Origin of the sequence: Marinifilum flexuosum (assembly GCF_003610555.1) — a bacterium.
Taxonomy (GTDB): Bacteria; Bacteroidota; Bacteroidia; order Bacteroidales; family Marinifilaceae; genus Marinifilum; species Marinifilum flexuosum.
The window spans coordinates 1,232,164-1,256,105 of the sequence record NZ_RAPQ01000008.1; the positions used below are offsets into that span (position 1 = coordinate 1,232,164).

A 23,942-nucleotide genomic window follows, 5' to 3' on the forward strand; every position below is an offset into this window, starting at 1 on the left:
AATAAAAAGCCTCCCTACGAGTTTTGTAATTGTTGAATAAAAGACCCAGTAATCCCAATAGGCTCGAAAGTCAGGCTAGTTAAGCTTTAGCTGGAATATTGAAAATCGAAAATCTAAATTAACTCGAAGGGAATTTAACAATAATTCGCGTGAGAGCTCGTCAAACGCGCGGTGGAGCATCTCTCCCGCGAGTTTGAGCACTTTTTTCGGGCGGTGGAGCATGATTTTCGTGCGGTGGAGGAGCTCAATGCGCCGAAATTTATCCATAACCGCACGAATATGATCAATTTTCTTGCGAATGAGGAGCTCCACCGCGCGAATGAGACGCTTCACCGCCCGTTTGAGCCAGAATTTCGCGCGGTGAAAGCCACCAAACGTGCGGTAAAAGTGCTCCACCGCGCGAATGAGCGTAACAAACGCACGAGAAATGGCTTAAAACGATCGAATAAAACACTTAGCAAACAGATTATAGTAAAATGAACAATAAGTGAGAGTGTGTAGATGTTAGGAGTGGTGCGAACAAATGGCACATATTAATAAACGGTATTGATTGTTCCTGATCAGACTGCCACTTTAGATGTGGTACTGAAATACATAGAAATAGAAGAAGCAGTGCCGGTAGAATAGCCTGCTCTTAACTCTCTGTTGTTTTGCCTAAACTTTATAGCCGCCAAGTGATTGGTGGCTTTTTGTTTTGGAATGAAAATAGAATAACCAATATAGGATAGAAGTATACTTTGGTAATTATTATTTAAAGTGAATCTATGTGTGATAGGATTTATAGATTGATAATTAATGGTTAAATTCGTTGTTGCTTGTTGCTTGTTGCTTGTTGCTTGTTGCTTGTTGTTTGTGAGAGGCATTATAGTTTTACAAGAGTAAGAAATGTATAGATGAGAATATAAGCGATAAGTGAATAAAAAATATGAGTGATATAAGATCAATGTGATGTTATTCACAATTATAAAGAGCCAAATAAAGAACCGAATTAATGCAATACGATGTATTCATATGCCATGCTAGCGAAGATAAAGATGACTTTGTTAGACCCTTAGCGGAGAAGTTAAGACAACAACATCTTGAAGTGTGGTATGACGAATTTTCTCTTAAAATTGGAGATAGTTTAACTCAAAAAATTGACGAGGGTTTGGCAGTCTCAAATTATGGGATTGTTGTGTTAAGTCCTAATTTCTTCAAAAAACCTTGGGCTAAAAGAGAGTTGAAGGGTTTAACATTAAGAGAGATGACGGAGGAAAGGGATTTAATATTACCAATTTGGCACAGAGTTGGCGTAAAAGAAATTCTAGAATATTCACCACCCTTAGCAGATAAAAAAGCAGGTTCCTCCGCAGATGGTATAAATTCTTTAATTCGAGAATTAAAAAACAAAATTAAACCAGAAGAAAGTCCACTAAAAGTAGCGCGTGATTATCTTTCTAAACTTAATGTTGATTCACCTCCAATATCAGACGAATGGTGGCTTGATATCGTTGAGTATAAAGAATTTCTTAAATATCCAGATTTGAATTCAGGAAAACGTTGGATATTTCCATTACCTTATGGTAATGATGACCATGGAGGAAAGAAGGGACAAAACATTGCATCAACAGCTTTACAACTTGATTGGTCATTTGAGGGAGAAGAATTAAATATTTCTCCAACGACACATCCAGATATAGTGCATGAATATATTCATCGTTGGCCTGGATTATATGATTGTGCAAGAGCAAATCCACACATATTGGCAATGTATGTTCCTCAATTGACAATACCTGGTTTCGACGAGGGATTTGAGGATGTATTTGATGAACTTCTTCTTCCTGAGAATAAACGTGCAGACATAATTTTTTCCTATGGTAAGCATGCTACTATTGACGATAAAGTTCCACTGTGTGGAGATGTTATCGCATACAGACATCCATCATTTGGGAACTATATTGTCGAAGAACTTGCACATTGGTATTTTGACGCACATGACACCAGTTATATTCGTTCAACTTGGGATATATTTGAAGGTTTAGTATGGTTACTGAGTTCTGACTCAGATTGGTTGCCAAAAAGACATAGAGAGACATTCTTAAAAGGAATTTTCAAACGTGATAGGTGGATTAATCGCGATTATTCAAGTTGGCATAATCTATTCGCACGAGACTTAATGCGAAAAAATCGGAAACAATTTAAGTATACAAAAGGAGTACTAAATGGACTAGAGGAGTTAGTAACAACAGCAATTAATAAATTAGGAATTGTAGAAAAACCGAATATAATTATTGAGAAAATAATCGATTTGAAATTAGTAGATCATTATTATGATTACATTGAATGGTTTGACTCAAAAAGAAGAAAATAGCAGTGTATAACAAAAAATATATGTAATGTGGGGTTTAGCGATTAGTTCCACCGCAGTTTTTCGTAGCAACAATGGCAATTCGTCTTTGATGATTTGGCTTTTAGAAAAAATATGAATAAACGAATTGGCTCGGTGGAAGCCTAACAGGAAAACATTTCAATGTCCCGCACTACACATAACTAAACCGATGTGATTAATTAAAACGAACACCTACATTTATGACAAAAGGATATAATAAAGCTAATGTTTTTGACAAATTATCTTGGATACTAGAAAAGGAAGAGATAAAGAAGCGAGCTTGTGTGTTTTTAAGTCATAAAAAAGAAGATAAACCTGCTTGTAGAAAAATTGCAGAATATTTATCTAAAGCAGAAATAGATTACTATTTAGATGAAGAGGATAGTTCTCTTCAACAGGCGGTTGGTTCTGATGATGCTCATAAAATAACTGAAAGCATTAAAAAAGGTATTACAGAAAGTAGCCATATGCTTGTTGTAGTTTCAGAAAAAACATATGAATCTCAATGGGTTCCCTTTGAAGTAGGTTATGGTCATTCTTCACTAGTTGATGGTACAAATGACAAACTCAAACTTTCAATATTGACATTAAAAGACCTTTCTGAAAAAGAATTACCAATATTTATGCAAGTCGGAAATATTCTAAGAGGAACAAAATCTTTGAATCAATATATTTCGGAAGTTTCTAATAAGCTTGAAAAATCAATGATTAACGAAACGAGATTATTTTCACACTCAACAAGTAATCATCCTTTAGATAATGTTTTAAATTGGCAACTATAATGAATATGACAAAACACAAAGTATTTATCAGTTATCATCACGATAATGACCAATGGTATAAAAATGAATTGTTAAGATTAAATGAATTGCATAATATTTTCATAGATGGTTCTGTAGATACAGGAGACATTGATGATAGATTAGATAATGAAACTATAAGGCAAATAATTAGAGATAATTACTTGAAAGATACAACAGTTACCATTTTACTTGTTGGAACTGAAACTAAGAATAGAAAACACATTGATTGGGAACTAAAATCTAGTATGATAAATGGTGCTGTGAATAAAAAATCTGGTATTCTTGTTATTAATTTACCTAGTACTGGATGTACTTATTATACAGCAACTCATTCAGGTGAAAAAGAAAAGGTTCATCCAGAAAATAATTCTTGGATGTCAATTGATACTAGAGCAGAATATGAAAGGAGATACCCATATTTACCTGCAAGGATAATAGATAATTTATTAAAATCAGAAGCTAAAATCTCAGTTGTTAACTGGAGTGAAATTAATATTGAAAAACTCAGATTTTTAATTCACGCAACTTTTGAAGATAAAGAAAGTTGTGAATATGATTTAAGCAGAACTATGAGAAGAATAAACGCCTAATAACTAATTGAGAAAAAATGGAAGATACTAAATTGAAAATAATTGATTTCTATTTTGATATAGAGAAAGGAGTCTTTTCCTTTACTTTAAATTTATGGGTTTTACTTATTGTTATTATTTTAATTTTTATAGTTACATATTTAATAAAGAGATATCGAAATAATTCAGTAATTGAAAAAAATCTTAAACCAGTAAAGTTAAAGTATTCACTTGGAGGAACGGAAGTTGAATATGAGATAACTCGCAACTATAAAAATATTGAAATAGCCCATAGGATTTATATCGAGTTAATTACACGAAAAGCTGCCCTTGAAATAGAAGAGGATAAGGATGTTATTGTTGAGGTTTATAATTCTTGGTATTCATTATTTAATATTACAAGAGATGAACTAAAATCTATTGATGGAGTGTTGATTAAAGATAATAACAAATCTAATGAACTAGTTGGATTGCTTACAGATATACTTAATAAAGGGTTACGTCCACATTTGACAGAGTATCAAGCTAAATTTAGAAAGTGGTATAATGAGCAAATTGAAATTGATAATTCTTCAAGCCCACAAGAAATCCAAGCTAACTATGAAGACTTTACACCCTTAATGAATTCGATGAAACAGGTTAACACTAATTTAATGGATTACTCAAAACAATTAAAGAAGATAATTGACGGAGAATAAATAATAGCTAAGCCCCCGCTAGCGAGAGCTTTGCAGCTCGTGCTTTGCGAATGCAAAAGGTATCACATGAAAGCATCTAAACCAAGAATAGAAAAGTTCTAATTTCTGCCAAGGCAGAGTACGAGTTACAAACTCGCACTAGCAAGAGATGTTTTGAATGGGGCAAGTTCAGAATTGCAAACTAGAACCAGCTATGAGAGCATATAAAAACAAATACTAAACCTGATTGAATGACTAAAATAAAAACCATGAAATTAATCTCATTGATATTAATTGCCTTTATTCTTTTTTCTTTTACTCAAAACAAGGAGGAAAAACTAGAAATCAACGTTAAAAATCTTTGTGGTGCTTATGGTGGAGACGAAGAAACAGAAAATGCACATTTTGGAATTTATGAAGATGTGATTTACTATCCTGATGCAGATCTGGAATTGAAATATGAATTAAGAAAGGATACTATAATCACAATTGACAGTGAGAAAAATATGGGAAAGTGGTTAATTTTAAAATTAACAACAGATTCATTGGTATTCTACGATATCAATTATGACCTAAAAACATCATTAAATAGAAGAAAAAAATAGAAAAATCCCGTTAGTTCACGATTCTATTGTGTTCTATTTTTAACATAGAAGCACACGAGAGGACCCCCGCTAGCGCGAGCTTGTAGCTCGTGCTTTGCGAATGCAAAAGGTATCACATGTAAGCAGCTAAACCAAGAATAGAAAAGTTTTAATTTCTGCCAAGGCAGAGTACGAGTTGCAAACTCGCACTAGCAAGAGTAGATACTAGAATGACAGAACAAGAAATAAAAGATAAAATATTAGAGATTTTTAAGTCTCAAAGGAAAAATCCGACAGTAGACTTTGATGAGTCACACTTCATGGACTATTTGACGTATCCTGCACACCCTAAAAACACGATAAAAAATTCATTCAAGGGAGTAAGGAGATATTACAGGTTTATGGATGAGCTGGAATTAGAATTTAGTATTTGTTTTTCGCTCCAAGATTTAGACAAATATTACACCGTTGATAAGTTGAGTAAAAAGGTTCTTGACAGAATCAAGAAAGGAAAAGGGAATCATATGATTCTCAAACGGAGACTCGAACAGAAAGAGAAGTATTATTTTGAGATTGCTCTAATATTGATTCTTGCGGCTTTGTATTATTGGCATGGTATTAATTGGATTTCAATTTTGATTACTATAGGATTCGGGATTATAATATATTGGATTTTAAGTAGTAAATTACATAGTAAGAGACATAATAAGAGGCTTGCTGAAAGGATGAAACCACAATAATGGATATAACTTCAGATAAAGTAAGCTTTGTAGTTCGTACTTTTCAAAATCAAAAGCTATTATTTGTAAAATATATAAGCTGCCAGGCAATTGGCAGCTTTTCTTTTGGTATGAACATAGGTATGAAAAGATGGTTCGATAAATAGTATACAAACGTATTAATTATTTATAACGAATCTATGTATTATTAGGATAGATAGATTGGTGGGGAATGGTTAAATTCGTATTTGTTTATTGCTGAGAGAGATTTATGTTTTTTTTGCAAAAGAAATCAGTAATAAACAAGAGGATGAGGATTTGTAAAGCAATGTATGTTTACAGTAAGGTACAGGTTTTCAGAAGTGCCAATTACAAACTCATTCTGCAAAAATAAAGAGTACTTTACTAAAATTTGATAACCAATAATAATACACCTTATTAACTACCTGTTCCAAAAAATGAAATACCGCGAATTAATTAAAACCATTTTAGTAAGCACCCTATTATCGATCTCATGGGTGTTGAATGCTCAAACAAATATATCTGGAGAAGTAAATGGTGTTTGGACAAAAGAGAAATCTCCCTATCTGATTGATGGAGACATATCAGTACCTCAGGATAATAAATTAACGATTGAACCAGGAGTAAAAGTTAAATTTACAGGATATTACAAAGTAGATATTAAAGGAACTTTATTGGCAATTGGAACAGCAAATGAAATGATTCATTTTACAGTTGCAGATGCATCTGGCTGGAATAACCGAGATACTAATGACGGTGGTTGGGGTGGCATAAGGTTCGATAGAACGCAGGCAAGTGATACTTCCAAGATTGAGTTTTGTAAGTTTGAATATGGTAAGGCCATGGGAAGTGGTTGGGAAGAAGATAATGCCGGAGGAGCTATTTTTATAGATGGTTTTTCAAGATTGCGAATCCAAAATTCGATATTTACCAATAACTGGGCACGATGGAATGGAGGTGCCATTTATTGTGACGGTGCAAACCCGGTTTTCGAAAATCTTCTGATATATAATAACAAGGCAGAAAGAAGTGGGGGAGGAATTTGTATAGAAAGTAATAGTTCGGCCAAACCAGAACTTATCAACCTAACCATTACGAAGAATGTATCGGAAAAAGGGGGAGGAATTTCATGCGATTGGGGATGTAGTCCAAATGTTATTAATACTATTATATGGGATAATGATGCATCAAGTGGATCTCAAATTTATCTAAGTGAAGAAAATGCAGATCCGAATTTTATCAATTGTATTGTTGAGGGTGGAACAAGTTTTTTTGGAGGAAACGGATCTTATTTGAACTTTAATGGGAAATTTGAGAATTGCATGAAAGTGAATCCTCAATTTGTAAATCCAGAAGCGTTTAACTTTCAGTTGAAAAATAACTCTCATGCGATTAATACGGGGAAATTATTCGATCCGAAACTAGCTGATCATACCGATATAAATGGAAAGAAAAGATTGTATGGAAGCGATATTGACATGGGAGCTTATGAATGCCAGTCAGCCCCTGTCAACAGAATACCAATTCTTAAAGATCTGCCAAATTTACAAACGAAGGTAGATACTCCTGTAGAATTTGAGGTTTCGTTTTTTGATCCAGATTCGAACGATAATCATAAGGTGACTGTTTCAACCAATGTTTCGGGTACTGAAGTTGTAAAGTTGGGTAGTGAAGCTAATCCGGCAAAATATAAGGTTGTTCAACCATCTGGGTGGAGAGGAACCATGACCGTTAGCGTGCAAGTTGTTGATGATTCGAAACAGACCTATAATTTGAATACAAAGTCGTTTAACATTAAGGTCGCGAATAATTTGAATGCAGGAGGAGATATTACTGAAAATACAGTTTGGGATGCTGATACCATTTCTGTTATTTCAAATATTAAAATTCATGATGATGTTTTGTTGGAAATATCTGCAGGAACGATCGTTGAATTTCAGGGAAAATATGGCATAAATGTGTTCGGTACAATAGCTGCAATTGGAAATAAGACAGACTCTATTGTATTTAGGGGAAAAGATAATTCTACAAAATGGTCAGGTATCCAATTCGTAAATGATTGGGCAGGAGCAGGTGGTGTAATGAATGATAATGATTCCACGAAGTTTGTGAATTGTGTTTTTACCGGAGTTAGCAATTATAATGAGATTAAAGGCGCAATATACATGCGCTCCTATTCAAAAGTATTGATAAAGGGGTGCAGGATATCGAATAATGTGTCTGGATATGGTGCAATTACTTGTTATTCAGGTTCACATCCAAGAATCGACGGCAATTTAATCTCCTACAATGAAGCCAATCAACATGGAGGAGGAATATGGTGTGATCAATCCAGTCCTGTCATTGTAAACAATACCATTATTCACAACGGACATGTTCATGTTCCTCAATTGGGAGGAGGAATTGCTCTGCAAAATTCAAATGCCTACATTGCCAATAATGTAATTGCTCACAACCTGGCACATTCATCGGGAGGAGGAATTTCTTGTTATTACTCTTCCAATCCAAAAATTATTAACAATACCATAAGTAACAATAGTGCATATAGCGAGGGCTATTCGGGAGGTTATGGGGGAGGAATCGCTTGTGACGATAATTCTAAGCCTGAAATCATAAATTGTATTTTATGGAACAATACCAACAAGGAAGGAAATGATCAATTGCATTTGTTTACAAAGGACAATTTTCCATCCATTCAACATTGTGTAATTCAGGGAGGCCTGGAAGGCATTTCGGATTTAAGTGTTGATGCATTGAATGAGCTTAAAAAATTAAGCAAGAACAACCTAACGCAAGATCCGGAATATAGAAATGCAGAATCGTTGGATTTTAACCTTCAAAGTAACTCACCATGTATTGATAGGGGAACAGCAGATACAACAGGGTTGAGTTTACCTAAAATGGATTATTTGGGAAAGCCACGAATTGCAAATGAATCTATTGATATAGGAGCAATAGAATATCAAGGCAAATCAACCAATAAAAAGCCACTTTTAGAAAGACATGATGCAGTTAGTAGTTTGGTGAATGCTCCTATAGAGATGTATGTAATTTTTGAAGATCTGGATGATGGCGACACACATACAATTTCTGTTGTTTCTGATCATCCCGATGTAAAAATTGAGCGTATCAATGGAAACACTTCGGGATCTACTTATAATATTGTACCAACTGAAAATTGGACTGGCTCTGCCAATATCACTGTGAAAGTAACCGATAATAGTGGAGAAAGCAATGCTTCGGATTCATACTCCTATCCGCTAACCATAATGGAAACAGCATGTGGTGATATTTTAGGAAACACCATATGGAGTCAGGATACAGTTAAGGTAACATGTGATGTTACGGTAAGTGAGAATGCTACTCTTCAAATCAAAGCGGGAACGGTAATAGAGTTTCAAAATCATGACAGACTAAATGTATATGGAAAATTGATGGCTTTGGGTACTTTAAATGACAGTATCCGATTTACAGTAAAAGATACCAGCAAATATTCCCAATATTATAGCCATACAGGATGGAATGGTGTGCGATTTTATAACAATCAAAAAGATACCTCTGTACTAGAATATACCAGGTTCGAATATGGAAAAGCGAAAAAGGAAGGAGATTATTATCATGAAGACAATAGTGGAGGTGCAGTTTATATTAGTGATTACAAAAATATAAACATTTCCAATTGTTATTTTTATCGAAACTATTCCGATCAAGGAGGTTCAGCTATTTATTCTAAGAATGGTTCACCTGTTATTTCACAATGTAAGTTTCATAAAAATAAAGCCAGAACTGGGACCATAGTCGTTAACCGTAAAGCACAGCTGATTGACAATTTAATTTCAAATAATACAAGTAGCGAAATGGCTGCCGGTATTATATGTGCTGATTCTACCTTGATAAAAGGGAATAGAATTGTGAATAATGAAGGTAGTGGAATGAGAATTACGGGTAGTCCAATCATTCTAAATACCATAATTTGTAACAATTCGGGTGTTGGTATTAGTACTTATGATTGTAACTCCAAAAAAATCAGTAACATTATTGTTTACAACAATGGTTCTGATGAGCATGGCTTTGCTCTCAATATGTGGACCTCATATCTAGATATATACAACTCGGTGATAAAAGGGGGTATTGATGCAGGATGGGGATATCCAACATTTTACAATTGTAGTTTAGATGTGAACGGAGATTACAGTAAAGATCATAATGATGTGAACTGTATTTATTCTGAACCTGGTTTTGTTTCACCAAGTGCAGGCTCGGGTAAGGAATACGATGCAATTAAAGCCGATTGGTCTTTGCTAGCAACATCTACCTGTATTAATTCAGGAATAGATCCTAATATTGAGGAGTTTGATACGGATATTGTTGGAAATCCAAGAGTTATGCATGGTACTATTGATATTGGACCGTTTGAATATCAGTTAAAACCAGCAAACCGTCGACCATTGATTGAGAAGATGGATGATAAGAAGATTCCGCCATTTTCTGAAATGGAACTCGCAGTTTATTTTTCAGATCAAGATGAAGAGGATTTACATTCAATAAGCATAAAGTCTAATACCCCACATGTTAAAATAACGGAATTAAGCGGTGATACCATTGGTTCAACATTTAATGTGGTTTCACCAGACGAATGGTATGGTACGGCACAAATTACAATAGAAGTAAAAGATAATTCTGAAAGTGAAAACTCAATAGCATTGGATACGGTAAATGTTACTGTTACGAACCGTCTTTGTGGTCACATCACCAATAATTCAAAATGGTTTGGCGATAAGGTAAAAATAAGTTGTCCGCTTACAATAGACGATGAGGTGACGCTTAGAATTATGCCAGGCATTAATGTTGAGTTTGAAAAAGATGCATCGCTTGAAGTGATTGGTGCACTTTTAGCTGAAGGAAATAAAACTGATAGTATTGTATTTACAGCGGAAAATCGTGAAAATGGTTGGATGGGGATCAATTTTAAGAATGGTTTTTACGCTTATGGACATCCAAGTGGAGTAATGGATGATACATGTAAACTCTCTTATTGCAAATTTGAATACTGTAAAAGTCAAGTTTTATTTGTTGATGATTTTGATAAGTTATTGGTATCTAATTCCAGGTTTGTAAACAACCAGGGATCATGCATAAAAATTTATGAGGCAAGCCCTACTATAATAGATAATGTATTTGAATTGAATAGTACCACCTATTATGAGTCGGGAACCATATGGATTGAGCGATACTCTAATCCTATCATTAGAAGAAATATTATTAGAAACAATAGCGCATTGTTAGGGGGTGGAATTAATTGCGATTATCATTCTAATCCTTTAATTGCCAATAATCTAATATATGGGAATAGTGCCAATTCGGGAGGAGGTATTTATTGTACGCAATCATCGCCAACAATTGTGAACAATACGATTGTAAACAATACGGCTAATAATGGTGCTGGTATTTATTGTTCTTATTCAGAACCAGGTCTATACAATTCCATTGTTTGGGGAAATGAAGCTACAGAGGATACCTACCAGATTTACAGACATAAAAATGCAGGTAAGATTTCGAACTGTATGATTCCAGAGGATGGTCTTTATTTGGATGGTGATAACAAGAAAACAGGCTTAATTATTTCCAAATCGCCGAATTTTGTAAATGAGTCAGCGCATGATTATCATCTTGCAAGCAATTCGTACTGTATCAACACGGGATCAAATGATTATTGTGAACAGAACAACATTACGCTTGATCTCTTTGGTAATAGCAGGTTTAATGAAGAGAGATCAGATATGGGGGCCTATGAATTTCAAGGAGTGCCAGATGAAATGAATCCAATTGTAGTGGCATTGTCAAGTGAACAAATCTACGAAAATAAACCAATCAGGACATTGGTTGGCCTGTTGTCGACACTAGATCCTAATGTTAAGGATACTCATGCTTATTCAATTGAAAAAGAAGAGGGGGAAGATTCTGAATTTATGATTGTGGGAGATTCTTTGTTCTCTGCCATGGAATTTGATTATGAAACTCAAAATAATTATTCCATTTCAATTGTTTCAACAGATCAAACCGGGAGAAGTGTTTCACACGAATTTACCATTGCCATACGAAATGCGAATGATTTTCCAATATTATTAAATCCTATTCCAGATGTTATAGGAAGTGATGAGGAGGAATTCTATTTTAAAATTCCTGAGAATACTTTTTATAAGGATGAATACGAAACTTTGAAATATACGGCCAAGCTTGTTGATTCAAACTTTCTGCCATCATGGTTAAGTTTTGATCAGTATCGGGGTATTTTTACAAGTAGTAATCCTGAAGCGGGAACCTATAATATTGAAGTTACCGCTAATGATTGGCAATATACGAGTGAACCGGATACTTTTTTACTTACCATTACGGGAATTCCAACTTCAGTAGATGAGATACCAGAAATAAATCAAATCGTTGTATATCCAAATCCATCAAGTAGATATTTCTATGTAAAAGGTATTTCTTCCGATATCACCAGATATAAAGTAATCAACATGTATGGGAGAGTTATTCTTGAGAAAGATATTATTGACCAGAATAGCATACTGAAGATTAATTTATCAAATTATCCAGATGGTCTTTACTTGCTACAATTAATTGGTAAGTCTAAAAGTAAAACCTATAAACTTATAAAAGGATAATGTAGAAGATATAATTACAACACATATAAATTAGAATAAAAAGTGCCCAGGTAGCAACGCTTGCCGCCCAAAACAAAGTGAGGTGAAATGAATAAAATTTAAATAATCAGTATACAATGAAAGAGAAGATATTCTTAGCATTTATTGGAATCATTTTATCATTTACAGGCATCAGGGCGCAGAGCTCTGCTGATTTGTATAGCAAAGACATTAAGGCAAAAAACTTGAAAGAGCATGTTTACATTTTAGCATCGGATTCGTGTGCTGGTAGAGATGTTGGAACCTTGGGAATTAAAATTGCTCGAGACTATATTGTTTCTCAGTGGGAAGAAAATGCCGTGCTTCAAAGCTATTTTGAAAATACTTGGTTCCAAGCTTTCTCCTTGCTCACTATTGAAGAGAGAACGCCCCATTTACAAAGCAAGAATACAGAGCTTTTCTCTGATAAAGACTTTATGTACTCAGGTATATTTGATAGTTTCAACAAAGAACTTCCACTTGTTTTTGCTGGATATGGAAGAGAGGAAGACTACAAAAATCTGAACGTAAAAGGAAAAGCGGTATTGACATTGCATCATAATCTAAGGGCAGCAGTTAGAAATGCCAGAATAGCTAAAGAATATGGTGCTGAACTAACAATAGTAGCCAATCCGAAAAGCAGCAATCAATTTGAAAGCATTGTCTTGCAATTCGAAGATTTTAGCAAATTTAAGAAATGCAGGTTGCCTAATAATGTTGCAATGGATAGTTTCATGGTAGACATGCCAAGTTACAGGTATATGACCATTAGCTCAAAAAGTGTAAAGAAATTAACAGGCAAAAGTATACAGCATTGGAAAAATGAAGCGATAGAAGGAAATGAGCCTATAGGAGAAATAAAATTTTCGGTTGAACCTTTGAAGGTGGATACCATTATTGAAAACAATGTTGTGGCTTATATACCGGGAAGCAATGCAAATGAATCCATTGTTGTTGGTGCTCATTACGATCATTTGGGCACGGTAGATGGTAAAATATACAATGGTGCTGATGATAATGCTTCGGGTGTATCAGCATTGATAGAACTTTCCAAAGCATTCGCGAAAGCTTATCAGGATGGATACAAACCTGAGAAGAACATTATATTTGCTGCTTTCTCGGCAGAAGAAGGTGGGATATGGGGCTCGAAGTATTTCGCGGATCATCTTGAAAACAAAGAGCAAGTGAAGCTGATGATTAATATCGATATGATCGGACGTGCGGATTATCATCATGAGAATGATCCGGGCTACTTCTATTTTATTGGGAAGCATTTGGCAGACTCTCTTTATACTCAAGAGAAGCAACTTAGTAAAAAGTACAAGCTAACCTCTAATTACTCAGCAATTACCGATTATTCGGATAATAAATCGTTCTCGGATATCGGAATCCCAAGCATTTTCTTCTTCGATGGTAAAAATCATGACTTGCACAAGCCAACGGATACAGCCAATAAGGTCAATTACAAAAGAATGGAGAAAATAAGCCGGATGATTTTTGAAACAATTTGGAGAAATGCGGCTGTTGGAAAGAACTAATGAATAATAATACTTTGATGCTCTTAATTAGGGTGAGGGTATCAATATAAGATAAATGGGAGTTTCACCCGCTGGTGCGCGATCAATGTCATTAAGTTAGTAGATTTCGCCTCGCGCTCACCCTTTTATTATTCCTTTTAGTCATGAGACGCTTCGCTTTGTACCTTAAAGGGAACAGCGCACAGGACAAAGCCCCTTTAGGGGTTTGGGGTAATTTTGGCAATGTTTATCAAAAGGGATACACCCTTCTCCCTGTCGGGATCTCCCCTAAGAGGGGAGAACTTATAAATTAGACGATTGTATATCTAATTGTTTGTAGGATCATATTTAAGAAAATAAATAAGAATAAAGAATTTCATCCGCTGGTGCGCGATTCTATCGCGTTCCATTTTTAAATAGAACCATACGATAGGACTCGTGCGGTAGCAAGGGATCTAAAAAAATAAGCTATGTATAAAAATATAATTATTGTTCTTACTCTTTTTTTAATGATTATGAGTAACGCTAATGCACAAGGTGATAAATTATTTTATGACAGTATTTGGCGAATTACAAATGAAAAAAATGCTGAATATTATCGTGTAGGTACTGTAAGTTCAGGTTGTTTTACAGGGAAAATAAAGGATTGTTTTATTACGGGTGAACAACAAATGACAGGTAACTATAACAATGGCAAAAAAGAAGGAGAATTTAAGTTCTACTTTAAAAATGGGAAGCTGAGAAAGCAAGGATCTTTTGAAAACAATGAAAGAATAGGGGTTTGGAATTACTATAATTCTAATGGAACTCTAAGACAAAAACTTCAGTTTAGCAGTAATCATGAATTTAAACTTTTAGAATATAATGACAGTTTAGGCAATGAAATTGAAAGAGAAGGCAATAAGCTTGTTTGGAAAAATAGATATGTAGATTACTATACCGATGGATATTCCAGGTTTGGGAAATTCCATATTGAAGGGGCATTTGAAAATAATGTAAAAAGCGGAGAGTGGATTTGTACGGATGGGAATGGAAATATTTTATATGTAGAGAAATTTTCCAAAGGTAATTTTAAGAAACGAACTTCAAGATCCGATCAATTTTCATATAGATATCCAGATAGTCCTATGAAAGTGCCATTCAAAAAAAACGAAGAAATATACAATAAATTACCGGTTGAGAATAAATTTTATAGAACTGAGAATTTTATATACTCACCAAATGTTATAATTAAAGGGTTTAAGCCACAAATGTTCATTGTTTCTGAAGTAATGCCTTCTGCATTATTCACAAAGGATATTTTAAAATCGGTAACGAATCAGATTAAAGAAGTAGTTTCAGAAACACATCCTGATGATAAGAAATTAGAAATTAAATACCTTATTCAAAAGGATGGAACCATATCAAATATTTCTATGGAGAAAATTGAGGATCAAGTGGTTTCCAAGAAAATTAGAAATATTATGAGTGAAAATATTTTCTGGACACCAGGATACCAGAGACAAGAACCAGTTTACATTTCGAAATCTTTGGTTATTGAATTAGAATAATAGCAGTAATCAATACCCCCACGTTGCTTCACTATTCTATCGCGTTCCATTTCTAAAATAGAACCACAATAGAGGACTCGTGCGGTAGCGATGACAAAATGAATGAAGTTATGAATAGCGAAAAAATAGCCTTATTTGATATGGACGGAACCATTTGTGACTATGTTGGTTCGATGAAATTGGAGTTGGAAAAATTAAGAGCACCCAATGAGCCAATTGTAGATCCGTTTATGGTGGGTGATGCACCCGAATATCAGTATTTATGGGACAGGATGGAGTTGATCAAATCGGATGAGAAGTGGTGGGCCAATCTACCGAAATACCAATTGGGCTTTGATATTTTTAAGCTGACCAAAGAGTTGGGCTATCACAATGAGATTTTAACCCAGGCACCAAAGAAGAATCCGGCAGCTTTGGCGGGTAAGCTACAATGGATCATCAATAACCTAGATGGAGAAATAGAGTTTACCATGACCCGAAATAAAAGCAGGCATTATGGAAAAATATTAGTAGATGACTATCCTGGTTACATCATACCATGGCTAAAGCACCGCCCAAGAGGTTTGGTTGTAATGCCTTTGAATGAATACAACAAGGGATTTACTCATGAGAATGTGGTGGTGTATGATGGCAGCAACATTGATGAGGTGAAGAAGATCATCATGGAGCGAATTGGGTGATTAATACCTGGAAATGAATAAAAACTACATATGAGAAGAATTATTGCGTTTAGCATTTTACTGCTTACATCTTGTTTTGTGAAAGCACAGCATGTTGATGTACCTGCATCGTTCAAATACCTAAAATACATAGAGGTTGATGATAGAATGGAAATCTGTGCCTGGGATCATAACCCAATGTTGTTCTACAATGAGAACATTACCAATTTGATACAAAAACAAGTATTGAAAGGGCATCCTTTGTACTTCGAAAATGCTGAATATTTTTTCATAACCGATGTAGCAAGAAGCAAGATTGATTACAAGAAGGATGAGTATTATAGGATAATCTTTAGTTCGGCAGAAAGTTGTGATCCAATGTATTCCATCTATAAGGAAACGGGTGATAGTTTGATTAGCATGGGAACTATTGAATGTTTGGATTTATTTGTTCCTGGCAATGGGTATCTGTATTGCAGAGGTCATGCCAATACAACCTATAACAAGCGAAAGAAATACAAGCTGGTAGGCGATCAACTGGTAGAGGTAAAACAGCCCTATTATCATGTGGGGATTCGCAGTGAGATCATAGAAAGTATTGTTTTGTATACGGATAAAACACTAAAGGAAGAATTGGCAAAATTGCCAAAAGGAGCAGAGGTTGAGGTGCTATTGAATGAGGATGAAATGTTCCTGGTGAAAACTTCATTTGGTTTGGTTGGCTGGTGGAAACCTGAATCGCTTTATCCTAAAAGTCCGGTGCCTGATTTGTATTTTCGTGGGGATTAGGAATCTGGCAAATTAAAATCGGCAAAGCGGAATAAAAATTCAAGAGTAATTACTGAATGAGTAGAAGTTTAGAAAATATATTAAGGAAGAATCTGGTTAAAGGAAGAGTTTCGAAGGGGAATAAAAAGCTTGATAACATTATTGTATTCCTATTTATTCTGGGGATAGCTCTGCTGACTTGTGAAATATACATTTACAGAAAGACATTGATTGAATTGAAAATTCCTTTGATGATTTGGTTAACGCCTGGAATTGTTCTAACACCTATTTTTTACAACAAGCTGAATGATATCGATGGGATGAAGGCACATTGGAGTCTTCACTACATTTTACATAGCTGCATGACAGGTGCGTTTGTATTATTTAGCTTTATGGCAGTGAACTATTTTTTTGCCGATAATGAAGTTGTAAGCAAAGAGTTTAAGGTGCAAGAAACAGGGAGCTTGGCTGGTGGAAAAAGAAGCAGAAACAAAAGATCGCCTTATGTGGTTATAAATTATGAAGGAATGGAAAAACAACTTGTTTTTTCAAATTCGCAGATGGATAAGGTAATGAACTCAAAGTGGGCAGTGCTGAAAGTAAGGAAAGGAAGATTAGGATTTGACGTGTTGGAAAACTACACGGTGAAATAGGCTTATCCAGAATGTGTAACTCACACGGAGTACCAAGTAGGCGGTTTAAAACTGTCTCACATGAAGGCATTATAAATAGATTTGCACATTTAATAACTCATAACATAGATTTTTAAGAGGTCCTTTTGCATCCCATAAACTTAAAGCAGACTTCATACTAAGCAAACATTGCAGTAGAAAAGAAAAACGATATTTGCATTGTACTTATGTCTGATAAAACAGATAAATCATTAGTTCGGTTATTGTTGTTATGTGAGCTCTCAAGCGAGAGCTCTTTTTTATGAAAATTACCAATGCCTGAATAAAACAGATAACGGTACTCTGTACCTTTATTATTTGTTAAATTGAAGAATCTACAAATATTACGGTGCCCTGCACCTAGGCATTATACAATTCATAATCACTAGAAAAGCAGCAGAGCTGCGCAAGATTTGTAGTTTAATTATTAACAAGTCAAGCTAGGTGCACCGTAACTTTCATTTGTATAGTATCTACCTTATTATTATGAATGTTTTAATATAAAGTCCAATAGTAGAAAAATAAAAAAGTAGAATGGTCTAAATAGAGGAATGATTGAAGAGTTTGGAAGGGAGTGTAAGAGCATGTGTTAAAATGTCAAGAGTGCTGAAAACCGTACAGTGTAGTGTTCGATGGCGAACAAGTTATGAGCAGAAATTTGAAGGCTGTGTTTTACAATTTGTTGATATTTAATGCTAAGTGAATGCTGGTGTGGTATTTGATACGGTTTACAGATCAAAACCCAAACTTATGATACGAAACTATTTCCTGATTGCATGGCGCAATTTGTTAAAGAACCGTGTGTTTACTTTGGTAAATATACTTGGACTTGCCATTGGTATAGCCGCATGTTTGTTCATTTCCATGTATGTGAATTATCACAACAGTTACGACAGTTTTTATGATGATGTGGATGATATCTACCGCGTTAGATGGGAACGACACTCTCAAAAAGGAGATGAGATTCGTTTTGCATCCGCTTGTCCTGCTGTAGGGGAAACTTTTCAAGAAGCATTTCCAGAGGTTGAAGCCGTTGCGCATTGTTACAATGCCCATGGTATTTTTAGCTATAAGGATAAAGTATTTCAGGAAGAAAGGGCTTATTGGGTAGACAATGAATATTTAAACCTATTTTCCTTCGAGTTTGTAAAAGGAGATCGATCGAAAGCATTGATTGCAGAAAATTCAGTAGTGATTTCGGAAAGTACAGCCCAAAAGTATTTCCAAGCTGAAGATCCTGTTGGTAAACTTCTGAAGATGAATAAGGATTTGGCTTTGGAAGTGACAGGGGTTTTTAAGGATAGACCTTCGAATGTACATTGTAAAACCGATGTGTTGATTTCTTACAAAACTTTGGCTCGTCATTATGGACCAAGGGTAATGAAATCGTGGTTGTACAGTGGCTTCTATACTTACGTAAGGTTAAAAAAAGGAAGCGATCCCAAACTGATCGAGGAAAAGGTTCCTGCTTTGCTGGAGAATAAAATCAGTGAAGTGCTGAAGAAATTCCAGTTGGAAATGTTTTTCTATTTGCAACCTGTTAAGGACATCCACCTGACCTCTCATTATATGCAGGAATTGGAAACCAATGGCGATAAAAAAACTGTAAGTTTCCTATATATCATTGCCTATTTTATCATACTGATAGCCTGGGTGAACTTTCTAAACTTGTCAACCATATCATACATCGGAAGAGCCAAGGAGGTAGGACTTAGAAAAGTAGTAGGCGCTTCAAGAGCCAAAGTGATATTGCAGTTTTTAATGGAGTCTTTGTTTATCAATCTGATCGCTGTAGGTTTAGCCGTGATCTTCATTGAGCTGTTCATGTCTGGATTTAAAAACCTAACTGCCATTTCATTGGAATATAGTATTTGGCATCAAACCTGGTTTTACTGGAATTTACTTGCCATGCTCTTTGTTGGGGTATTCATATCAGGAATGTATCCGGTTTGGGGATTGAACTTTACGGATATGAATAAAATGCTGAAAGGAGAATACCTGGGAAGTAAGTCTGGATTGGTACTTCGAAAAGGATTGGTTTTGTTACAATTTTTGATTTCGATTGTATTGATTGCAGGTACCTTGAGTGTGATGATGCAGTTGAATCATATGCACAAGTTAGATCCGGGTTTTAACAAGAATGATATCGTAGTATTGAGCACGCCTATGGTTGGTGATTCTACCTTAATTCACCGAAGAGATGCCTTTAGGGAAGAGTTGAGTCGTCATCCGCAAATCAAAGCCGTTTCCTATTCTTCTTATGTGCCGGGAGAGGATATAAAATCAAATTTGGGAAGCATTTACCGCGAAGGGGATGAACCTACAGCCAGTAAAAACTACAGGTTGATCCAGGTAAACGAGGAGTTCTTGGATTTGTACGAAATGAAAATGCTAAAGGGAAGAAATTTCTCGAAGCTTCATCTTTCGGATAGTAAGGCAGTAGTAATAAATGAAAAAGCAGCTTACCATTTGGGATACAAAAATCCAGCGGATGCCGTTGGGGATAATATATTTTTGAGTAGGGACAAGAGAAAAGTGATTGGTGTGATCAAGGACTATGCACATCAGACTCCTAAAGAAGAGCATGAACCCATTATTTTCCATACCCGACCTGGTGTCTTGGGAAGCTTGTCTGTAAAGCTAGAAAGCCCGGTTTCCAAGAAGTTGATCCATTTTATTGAGGGTAGGTATCAGGATTTATTTGATGGAAATCCGTTTAACTACTATGTATTGAATGAAGCTTACGAAGCACAATACCAGGATGATATTCGATTTGGAAAAGTGTTTGGAATATTTGCCTTACTCGGGATTATTATCACCACTCTTGGCTTGTTGAGCTTGTCTGCTTTTACAGCCAATCAGCGTAAAAAAGAGATCGGAGTTCGTAAGGTTTTAGGCGCAAGTGTTAAAACCATATTGCTGATGCTATCGAAGGAATACTTTAGACTCTTGATTATTGCAACAGTAGTAATGTTGCCATTGTTCTACTTTGGTATCAGTTATTGGTTGAATGGCTTTGCTTCACAAATGGAAATATCGGTATTGCTGTTTATTGTGCCTGTATTTGTAGTGGGAATTGTTGCGATTTTAACGGTAAGCTACCAGTCTTACAGAACGGCCAACTTAAATCCTATTGATTCGATAAAATATGAATAAGGATTGAATAGTTAAACAGTCGAAAAGACGAATAGTCAAAAGGTAATGTGGTGCAGAAAGCTATTCTCAATCCGTAAAACACAAATAGAAAGCACAGAAGTTTGCACGCTTATTATTGTTTTGTACTTTTGAAGCCTGAAATGAGTATATTCTCATTTAATAATAGTTAATCAAAAGAAAATAAACGAATGAAGATTGCAGTACCAGTTACCAGTAGCAAACAAGTTGATGGCCATTTTGGACATTGTGAATTTTATAATATCTATACAATTTCAGAGCAGAACGAGATTGTAGGAAGTGAAATCATGGATTCGCCGCAAGGTTGTGGTTGTAAGTCGAACATTGCTCCATTATTGGCAGAAGCTGGCGTAAAGGTAATGCTTGCTGGAGGAATTGGTCAAGGTGCCATTAATGTACTTTACAACAATGGTATTGAGGTGGTTCGCGGATGTTCTGGTAGTGCTGATGAATTGGTTCAACAATTTATTTCAGGAATGGTAGAAGATAGCGGAGAAACATGTAACCATCATCATGGAGCTGATGGACATTCATGTAATCACTAAAATAGGAAATAGCGAAAATTTGAAGTGTTAATTTGTTCGAATTGAACATTGAATACATGAAGAAAAATGTTGTGTGATTCTCTTTTTTATTCATGTTGGATGGAAAAATATTAGCGCAAAGCTTTGCGAAAAATAAGTTTTGGGCTATAAAATTGAATTGAAGCTTACATTTTCAGAAAAAACCTATTTAAATAATAGTGTCAGAAAATCAAGTTGTTGCGAAAGTTATTTAGAATTTAAATTTCGTAAAAACAGGAATTGGGAATCGTAGGATTTGGAAAAAAAAGATTTTTTCACATACATTTGTCGCATAGATTTGTCAGCGTAATCAGATCGAAAGAAAGATTGTAAATGTTCGTTGACAAAATTAAAAACAAACAAAAAAAATTACAACATGCGTTTAAGCACAGTCATTATTATTAACGTCATTATTCTTGTCCTTCTAGGACACAGAACGGGGCTTTGCATGTTTAAGTAAACGAATTTAATTGTTACAAAATATCTAAAGCCTCTTCAAAACGAAGGGGCTTTTTTTTGATCAGGTTATTGTATGTTATCATTTAACGTAGTCATTATCGTCATTATTATTTCTATCGTCATTATTGGAATGAGGATCAGGGAAGACGTGCACACACAATAACTTCGAAGCAAACGAATTTATGAGCGCTCTTCCCAAAAGGAAGGGCGTTTTTTTTGCTTCGACTGCGCTCAGCACAAGTTTGAAAGCGCTACAAGCAAGAGATTAAGTGAGAACAAACACAAGATAAACGATTTAACTATTAAGCGAAATGTATAAGAAACCGTTACGAAGTAATCAAACCACACAGGGCCGAAGAATGGCAGGAGCCAGAAGCCTTTGGCGTGCCAACGGAATGAAAGAAGAGATGTTTGGCAAACCTGTTATTGCTGTAGTAAACTCTTTTACACAATTTGTTCCCGGACACGTTCATTTAAAGGATGTTGGGCAAATGGTAAAGCAGGAGATTGAGAAGTCGGGCTGCTTTGCTGCTGAGTTTAACACCATAGCCATCGACGATGGGATTGCCATGGGACATGACGGCATGTTGTATTCACTTCCATCAAGAGAAGTTATTGCTGATAGTGTGGAGTATGTGTGTAATGCGCACAAGGTAGATGCCATGATTTGTATCTCGAATTGTGATAAAATTACGCCAGGAATGATGATGGCCGCAATGAGGCTGAACATTCCAACTGTGTTTGTATCAGGAGGTCCAATGGAGGCTGGTGAATCGAAAGGTGAAAAGCTGGATTTGGTTGATGCCATGGTAAAAGCCGGAGATGAAAGCGTAAGCGATGAGAGATTGCAAGAGATTGAAGAGTCTGCTTGTCCAACTTGCGGTTCGTGTTCGGGAATGTTCACAGCCAATTCGATGAACTGTTTGAACGAAGCACTGGGATTGGCATTGCCAGGAAATGGTACTGTTTTGGCCACTCATGCAAATCGCAAGCGCTTGTTTATGGATGCTGCAAATTGCATTGTTGAGATTACCAATGCCTACTACAAGGATGGCGACGAGAGTGTTTTGCCTAGATCAATTGCAACATTCGAAGCCTTTAAAAATGCAATGACTTTGGATATTGCAATGGGTGGATCAACCAATACAGTGCTGCATTTGTTGGCAATTGCAAGTGAGGCAGAAGTTGATTTTACCATGAAGCACATGGATGAGCTTTCGCGCAAGACACCAAACCTTTGTAAGGTAGCACCAAACTCGGATAAATATTACATCGAAGATGTGAATCGTGCTGGTGGAATCATGAGTATTCTTGGAGAGTTGGCAGCTGGTGGATTGTTGAACACCAATGTTGGTAGAGTGGACTATTCAAGCTTGCAGGAAGCCTTGAACGAGTACAATCTAAACTCTACGACGGTAAGCGATAAAGCTTTGTCTACTTACCATTCAAGTCCAGGCAGAAAGGGAAGAAACTTGAGTTTTGCATCTCAGAATGAAGTATATGCTGATTTGGATGCAGATCGTGAAAAGGGATGTATCCGAAGCATGGAAAATGCTTACACCAAGGATGGTGGACTGGCTGTACTGTTTGGAAATATTGCACCAGATGGTTGTGTTGTAAAAACAGCAGGTGTTGCCGAAGAGGCATTCAATTTTACAGGAACGGCAAAAGTTTTTCAATCGCAAAGAGATGCTTGTGAAGCAATTCTAACCAAAAAAATAGAAGCAGGTGATGTGGTGGTGATCCGTTACGAAGGACCATCGGGAGGACCGGGCATGCAAGAGATGTTGTACCCAACTTCCTATCTGAAATCCATGGGACTGGGAGCAAAATGTGCACTCATTACCGATGGAAGATTTTCAGGAGGAACTTCAGGCTTATCCATTGGTCATGTTTCTCCGGAAGCAGCAGCAGGAGGAGCTATCGCACTCATTGAAGATGGAGATCAAATTGAAATCAGTATCCCAAGCAGAAGTATCAATGTTTGTATTTCGGATGAGGAACTGCAAGGAAGAAGAGCTGAAGAGGAAGCATTCGGAAATGAGGCTTATCAGCCAAGAGGCAGAGGACGAGTCGTTTCGAAAGCTCTACAAGCTTATTCGAAACTAGTCTCCTCGGCAGACAAAGGAGCGATACGACAATTGTAATGGAACA

The 23,942-nt window shown here is 35.7% G+C and carries 15 protein-coding genes; all 15 read left to right on the top strand.

Going from position 1 to position 23,942, the window contains the following annotated elements; translation table 11 throughout:
• Window positions 1-991: 991 nt before the first annotated feature.
• The 15 genes from BXY64_RS05280 (at window position 992) to ilvD (ending at window position 23,935) form a co-directional block, all read left to right on the top strand.
• The gene (locus BXY64_RS05280) at window positions 992-2,350 is read left to right on the top strand and encodes a toll/interleukin-1 receptor domain-containing protein (RefSeq protein ID WP_120238872.1); all 1,359 of its coding nucleotides are present in this window, start codon (window positions 992-994) and stop codon (window positions 2,348-2,350) included.
• Window positions 2,351-2,568: 218 nt separating this feature from the next.
• Window positions 2,569-3,150 carry a toll/interleukin-1 receptor domain-containing protein gene (locus tag BXY64_RS05285; protein WP_120238873.1) on the top strand — a complete coding sequence of 194 codons (582 nt, stop codon included), beginning with the start codon at window positions 2,569-2,571 and terminating at the stop codon, window positions 3,148-3,150.
• Complete coding sequence (locus BXY64_RS05290; protein WP_245996599.1) at window positions 3,150-3,761, top strand: TIR domain-containing protein; 612 nt, start codon at window positions 3,150-3,152, stop codon at window positions 3,759-3,761. The genes BXY64_RS05285 and BXY64_RS05290 overlap by 1 nt, the downstream gene beginning before the upstream one ends.
• 17 nt (window positions 3,762-3,778) lie before the next feature.
• Window positions 3,779-4,438 carry a hypothetical protein gene (locus BXY64_RS05295; protein ID WP_120238874.1) on the top strand — a complete coding sequence of 220 codons (660 nt, stop codon included), beginning with the start codon at window positions 3,779-3,781 and terminating at the stop codon, window positions 4,436-4,438.
• Between the two features lie 230 nt (window positions 4,439-4,668).
• Window positions 4,669-5,022 carry a hypothetical protein gene (locus BXY64_RS05300; RefSeq protein WP_147375903.1) on the top strand — a complete coding sequence of 118 codons (354 nt, stop codon included), beginning with the start codon at window positions 4,669-4,671 and terminating at the stop codon, window positions 5,020-5,022.
• A gap of 209 nt (window positions 5,023-5,231) precedes the next feature.
• Window positions 5,232-5,741 carry a hypothetical protein gene (locus BXY64_RS05305; protein ID WP_120238876.1) on the top strand — a complete coding sequence of 170 codons (510 nt, stop codon included), beginning with the start codon at window positions 5,232-5,234 and terminating at the stop codon, window positions 5,739-5,741.
• A gap of 437 nt (window positions 5,742-6,178) precedes the next feature.
• Window positions 6,179-12,409 carry a right-handed parallel beta-helix repeat-containing protein gene (locus tag BXY64_RS05310; RefSeq protein ID WP_120238877.1) on the top strand — a complete coding sequence of 2,077 codons (6,231 nt, stop codon included), beginning with the start codon at window positions 6,179-6,181 and terminating at the stop codon, window positions 12,407-12,409.
• Between the two features lie 116 nt (window positions 12,410-12,525).
• Complete coding sequence (locus tag BXY64_RS05315) at window positions 12,526-13,965, top strand: M20/M25/M40 family metallo-hydrolase (protein ID WP_120238878.1); 1,440 nt, start codon at window positions 12,526-12,528, stop codon at window positions 13,963-13,965.
• 449 nt (window positions 13,966-14,414) lie between these two features.
• Window positions 14,415-15,494: a toxin-antitoxin system YwqK family antitoxin gene (locus BXY64_RS05320; RefSeq protein ID WP_147375905.1), complete on the top strand. Its 1,080-nt coding sequence runs from the start codon at window positions 14,415-14,417 to the stop codon at window positions 15,492-15,494.
• A 110-nt stretch (window positions 15,495-15,604) separates the two neighbouring features.
• Window positions 15,605-16,174, top strand: coding sequence for a hypothetical protein (locus BXY64_RS05325; protein WP_147375907.1), 570 nt, complete (start codon window positions 15,605-15,607; stop codon window positions 16,172-16,174).
• Between the two features lie 30 nt (window positions 16,175-16,204).
• Window positions 16,205-16,942 (top strand): hypothetical protein, encoded by a 738-nt coding sequence (locus BXY64_RS05330; protein WP_120238881.1) that lies wholly within the window; start codon window positions 16,205-16,207, stop codon window positions 16,940-16,942.
• A 56-nt stretch (window positions 16,943-16,998) separates the two neighbouring features.
• A complete protein-coding gene (locus tag BXY64_RS05335; protein WP_120238882.1) occupies window positions 16,999-17,574 on the top strand; it encodes a hypothetical protein in 576 nt (191 codons plus the stop codon).
• Between the two features lie 768 nt (window positions 17,575-18,342).
• On the top strand, window positions 18,343-20,748 hold the full coding sequence (locus tag BXY64_RS05340; RefSeq protein WP_147375909.1) for an ABC transporter permease: 2,406 nt from the start codon (window positions 18,343-18,345) through the stop codon (window positions 20,746-20,748).
• 188 nt (window positions 20,749-20,936) lie between these two features.
• Window positions 20,937-21,311 (top strand): NifB/NifX family molybdenum-iron cluster-binding protein, encoded by a 375-nt coding sequence (locus BXY64_RS05345; protein WP_120238884.1) that lies wholly within the window; start codon window positions 20,937-20,939, stop codon window positions 21,309-21,311.
• A gap of 788 nt (window positions 21,312-22,099) precedes the next feature.
• On the top strand, window positions 22,100-23,935 hold the full coding sequence (ilvD, locus tag BXY64_RS05350; protein WP_120238885.1) for a dihydroxy-acid dehydratase: 1,836 nt from the start codon (window positions 22,100-22,102) through the stop codon (window positions 23,933-23,935).
• The last annotated feature ends 7 nt before the right edge of the window (window positions 23,936-23,942 follow it).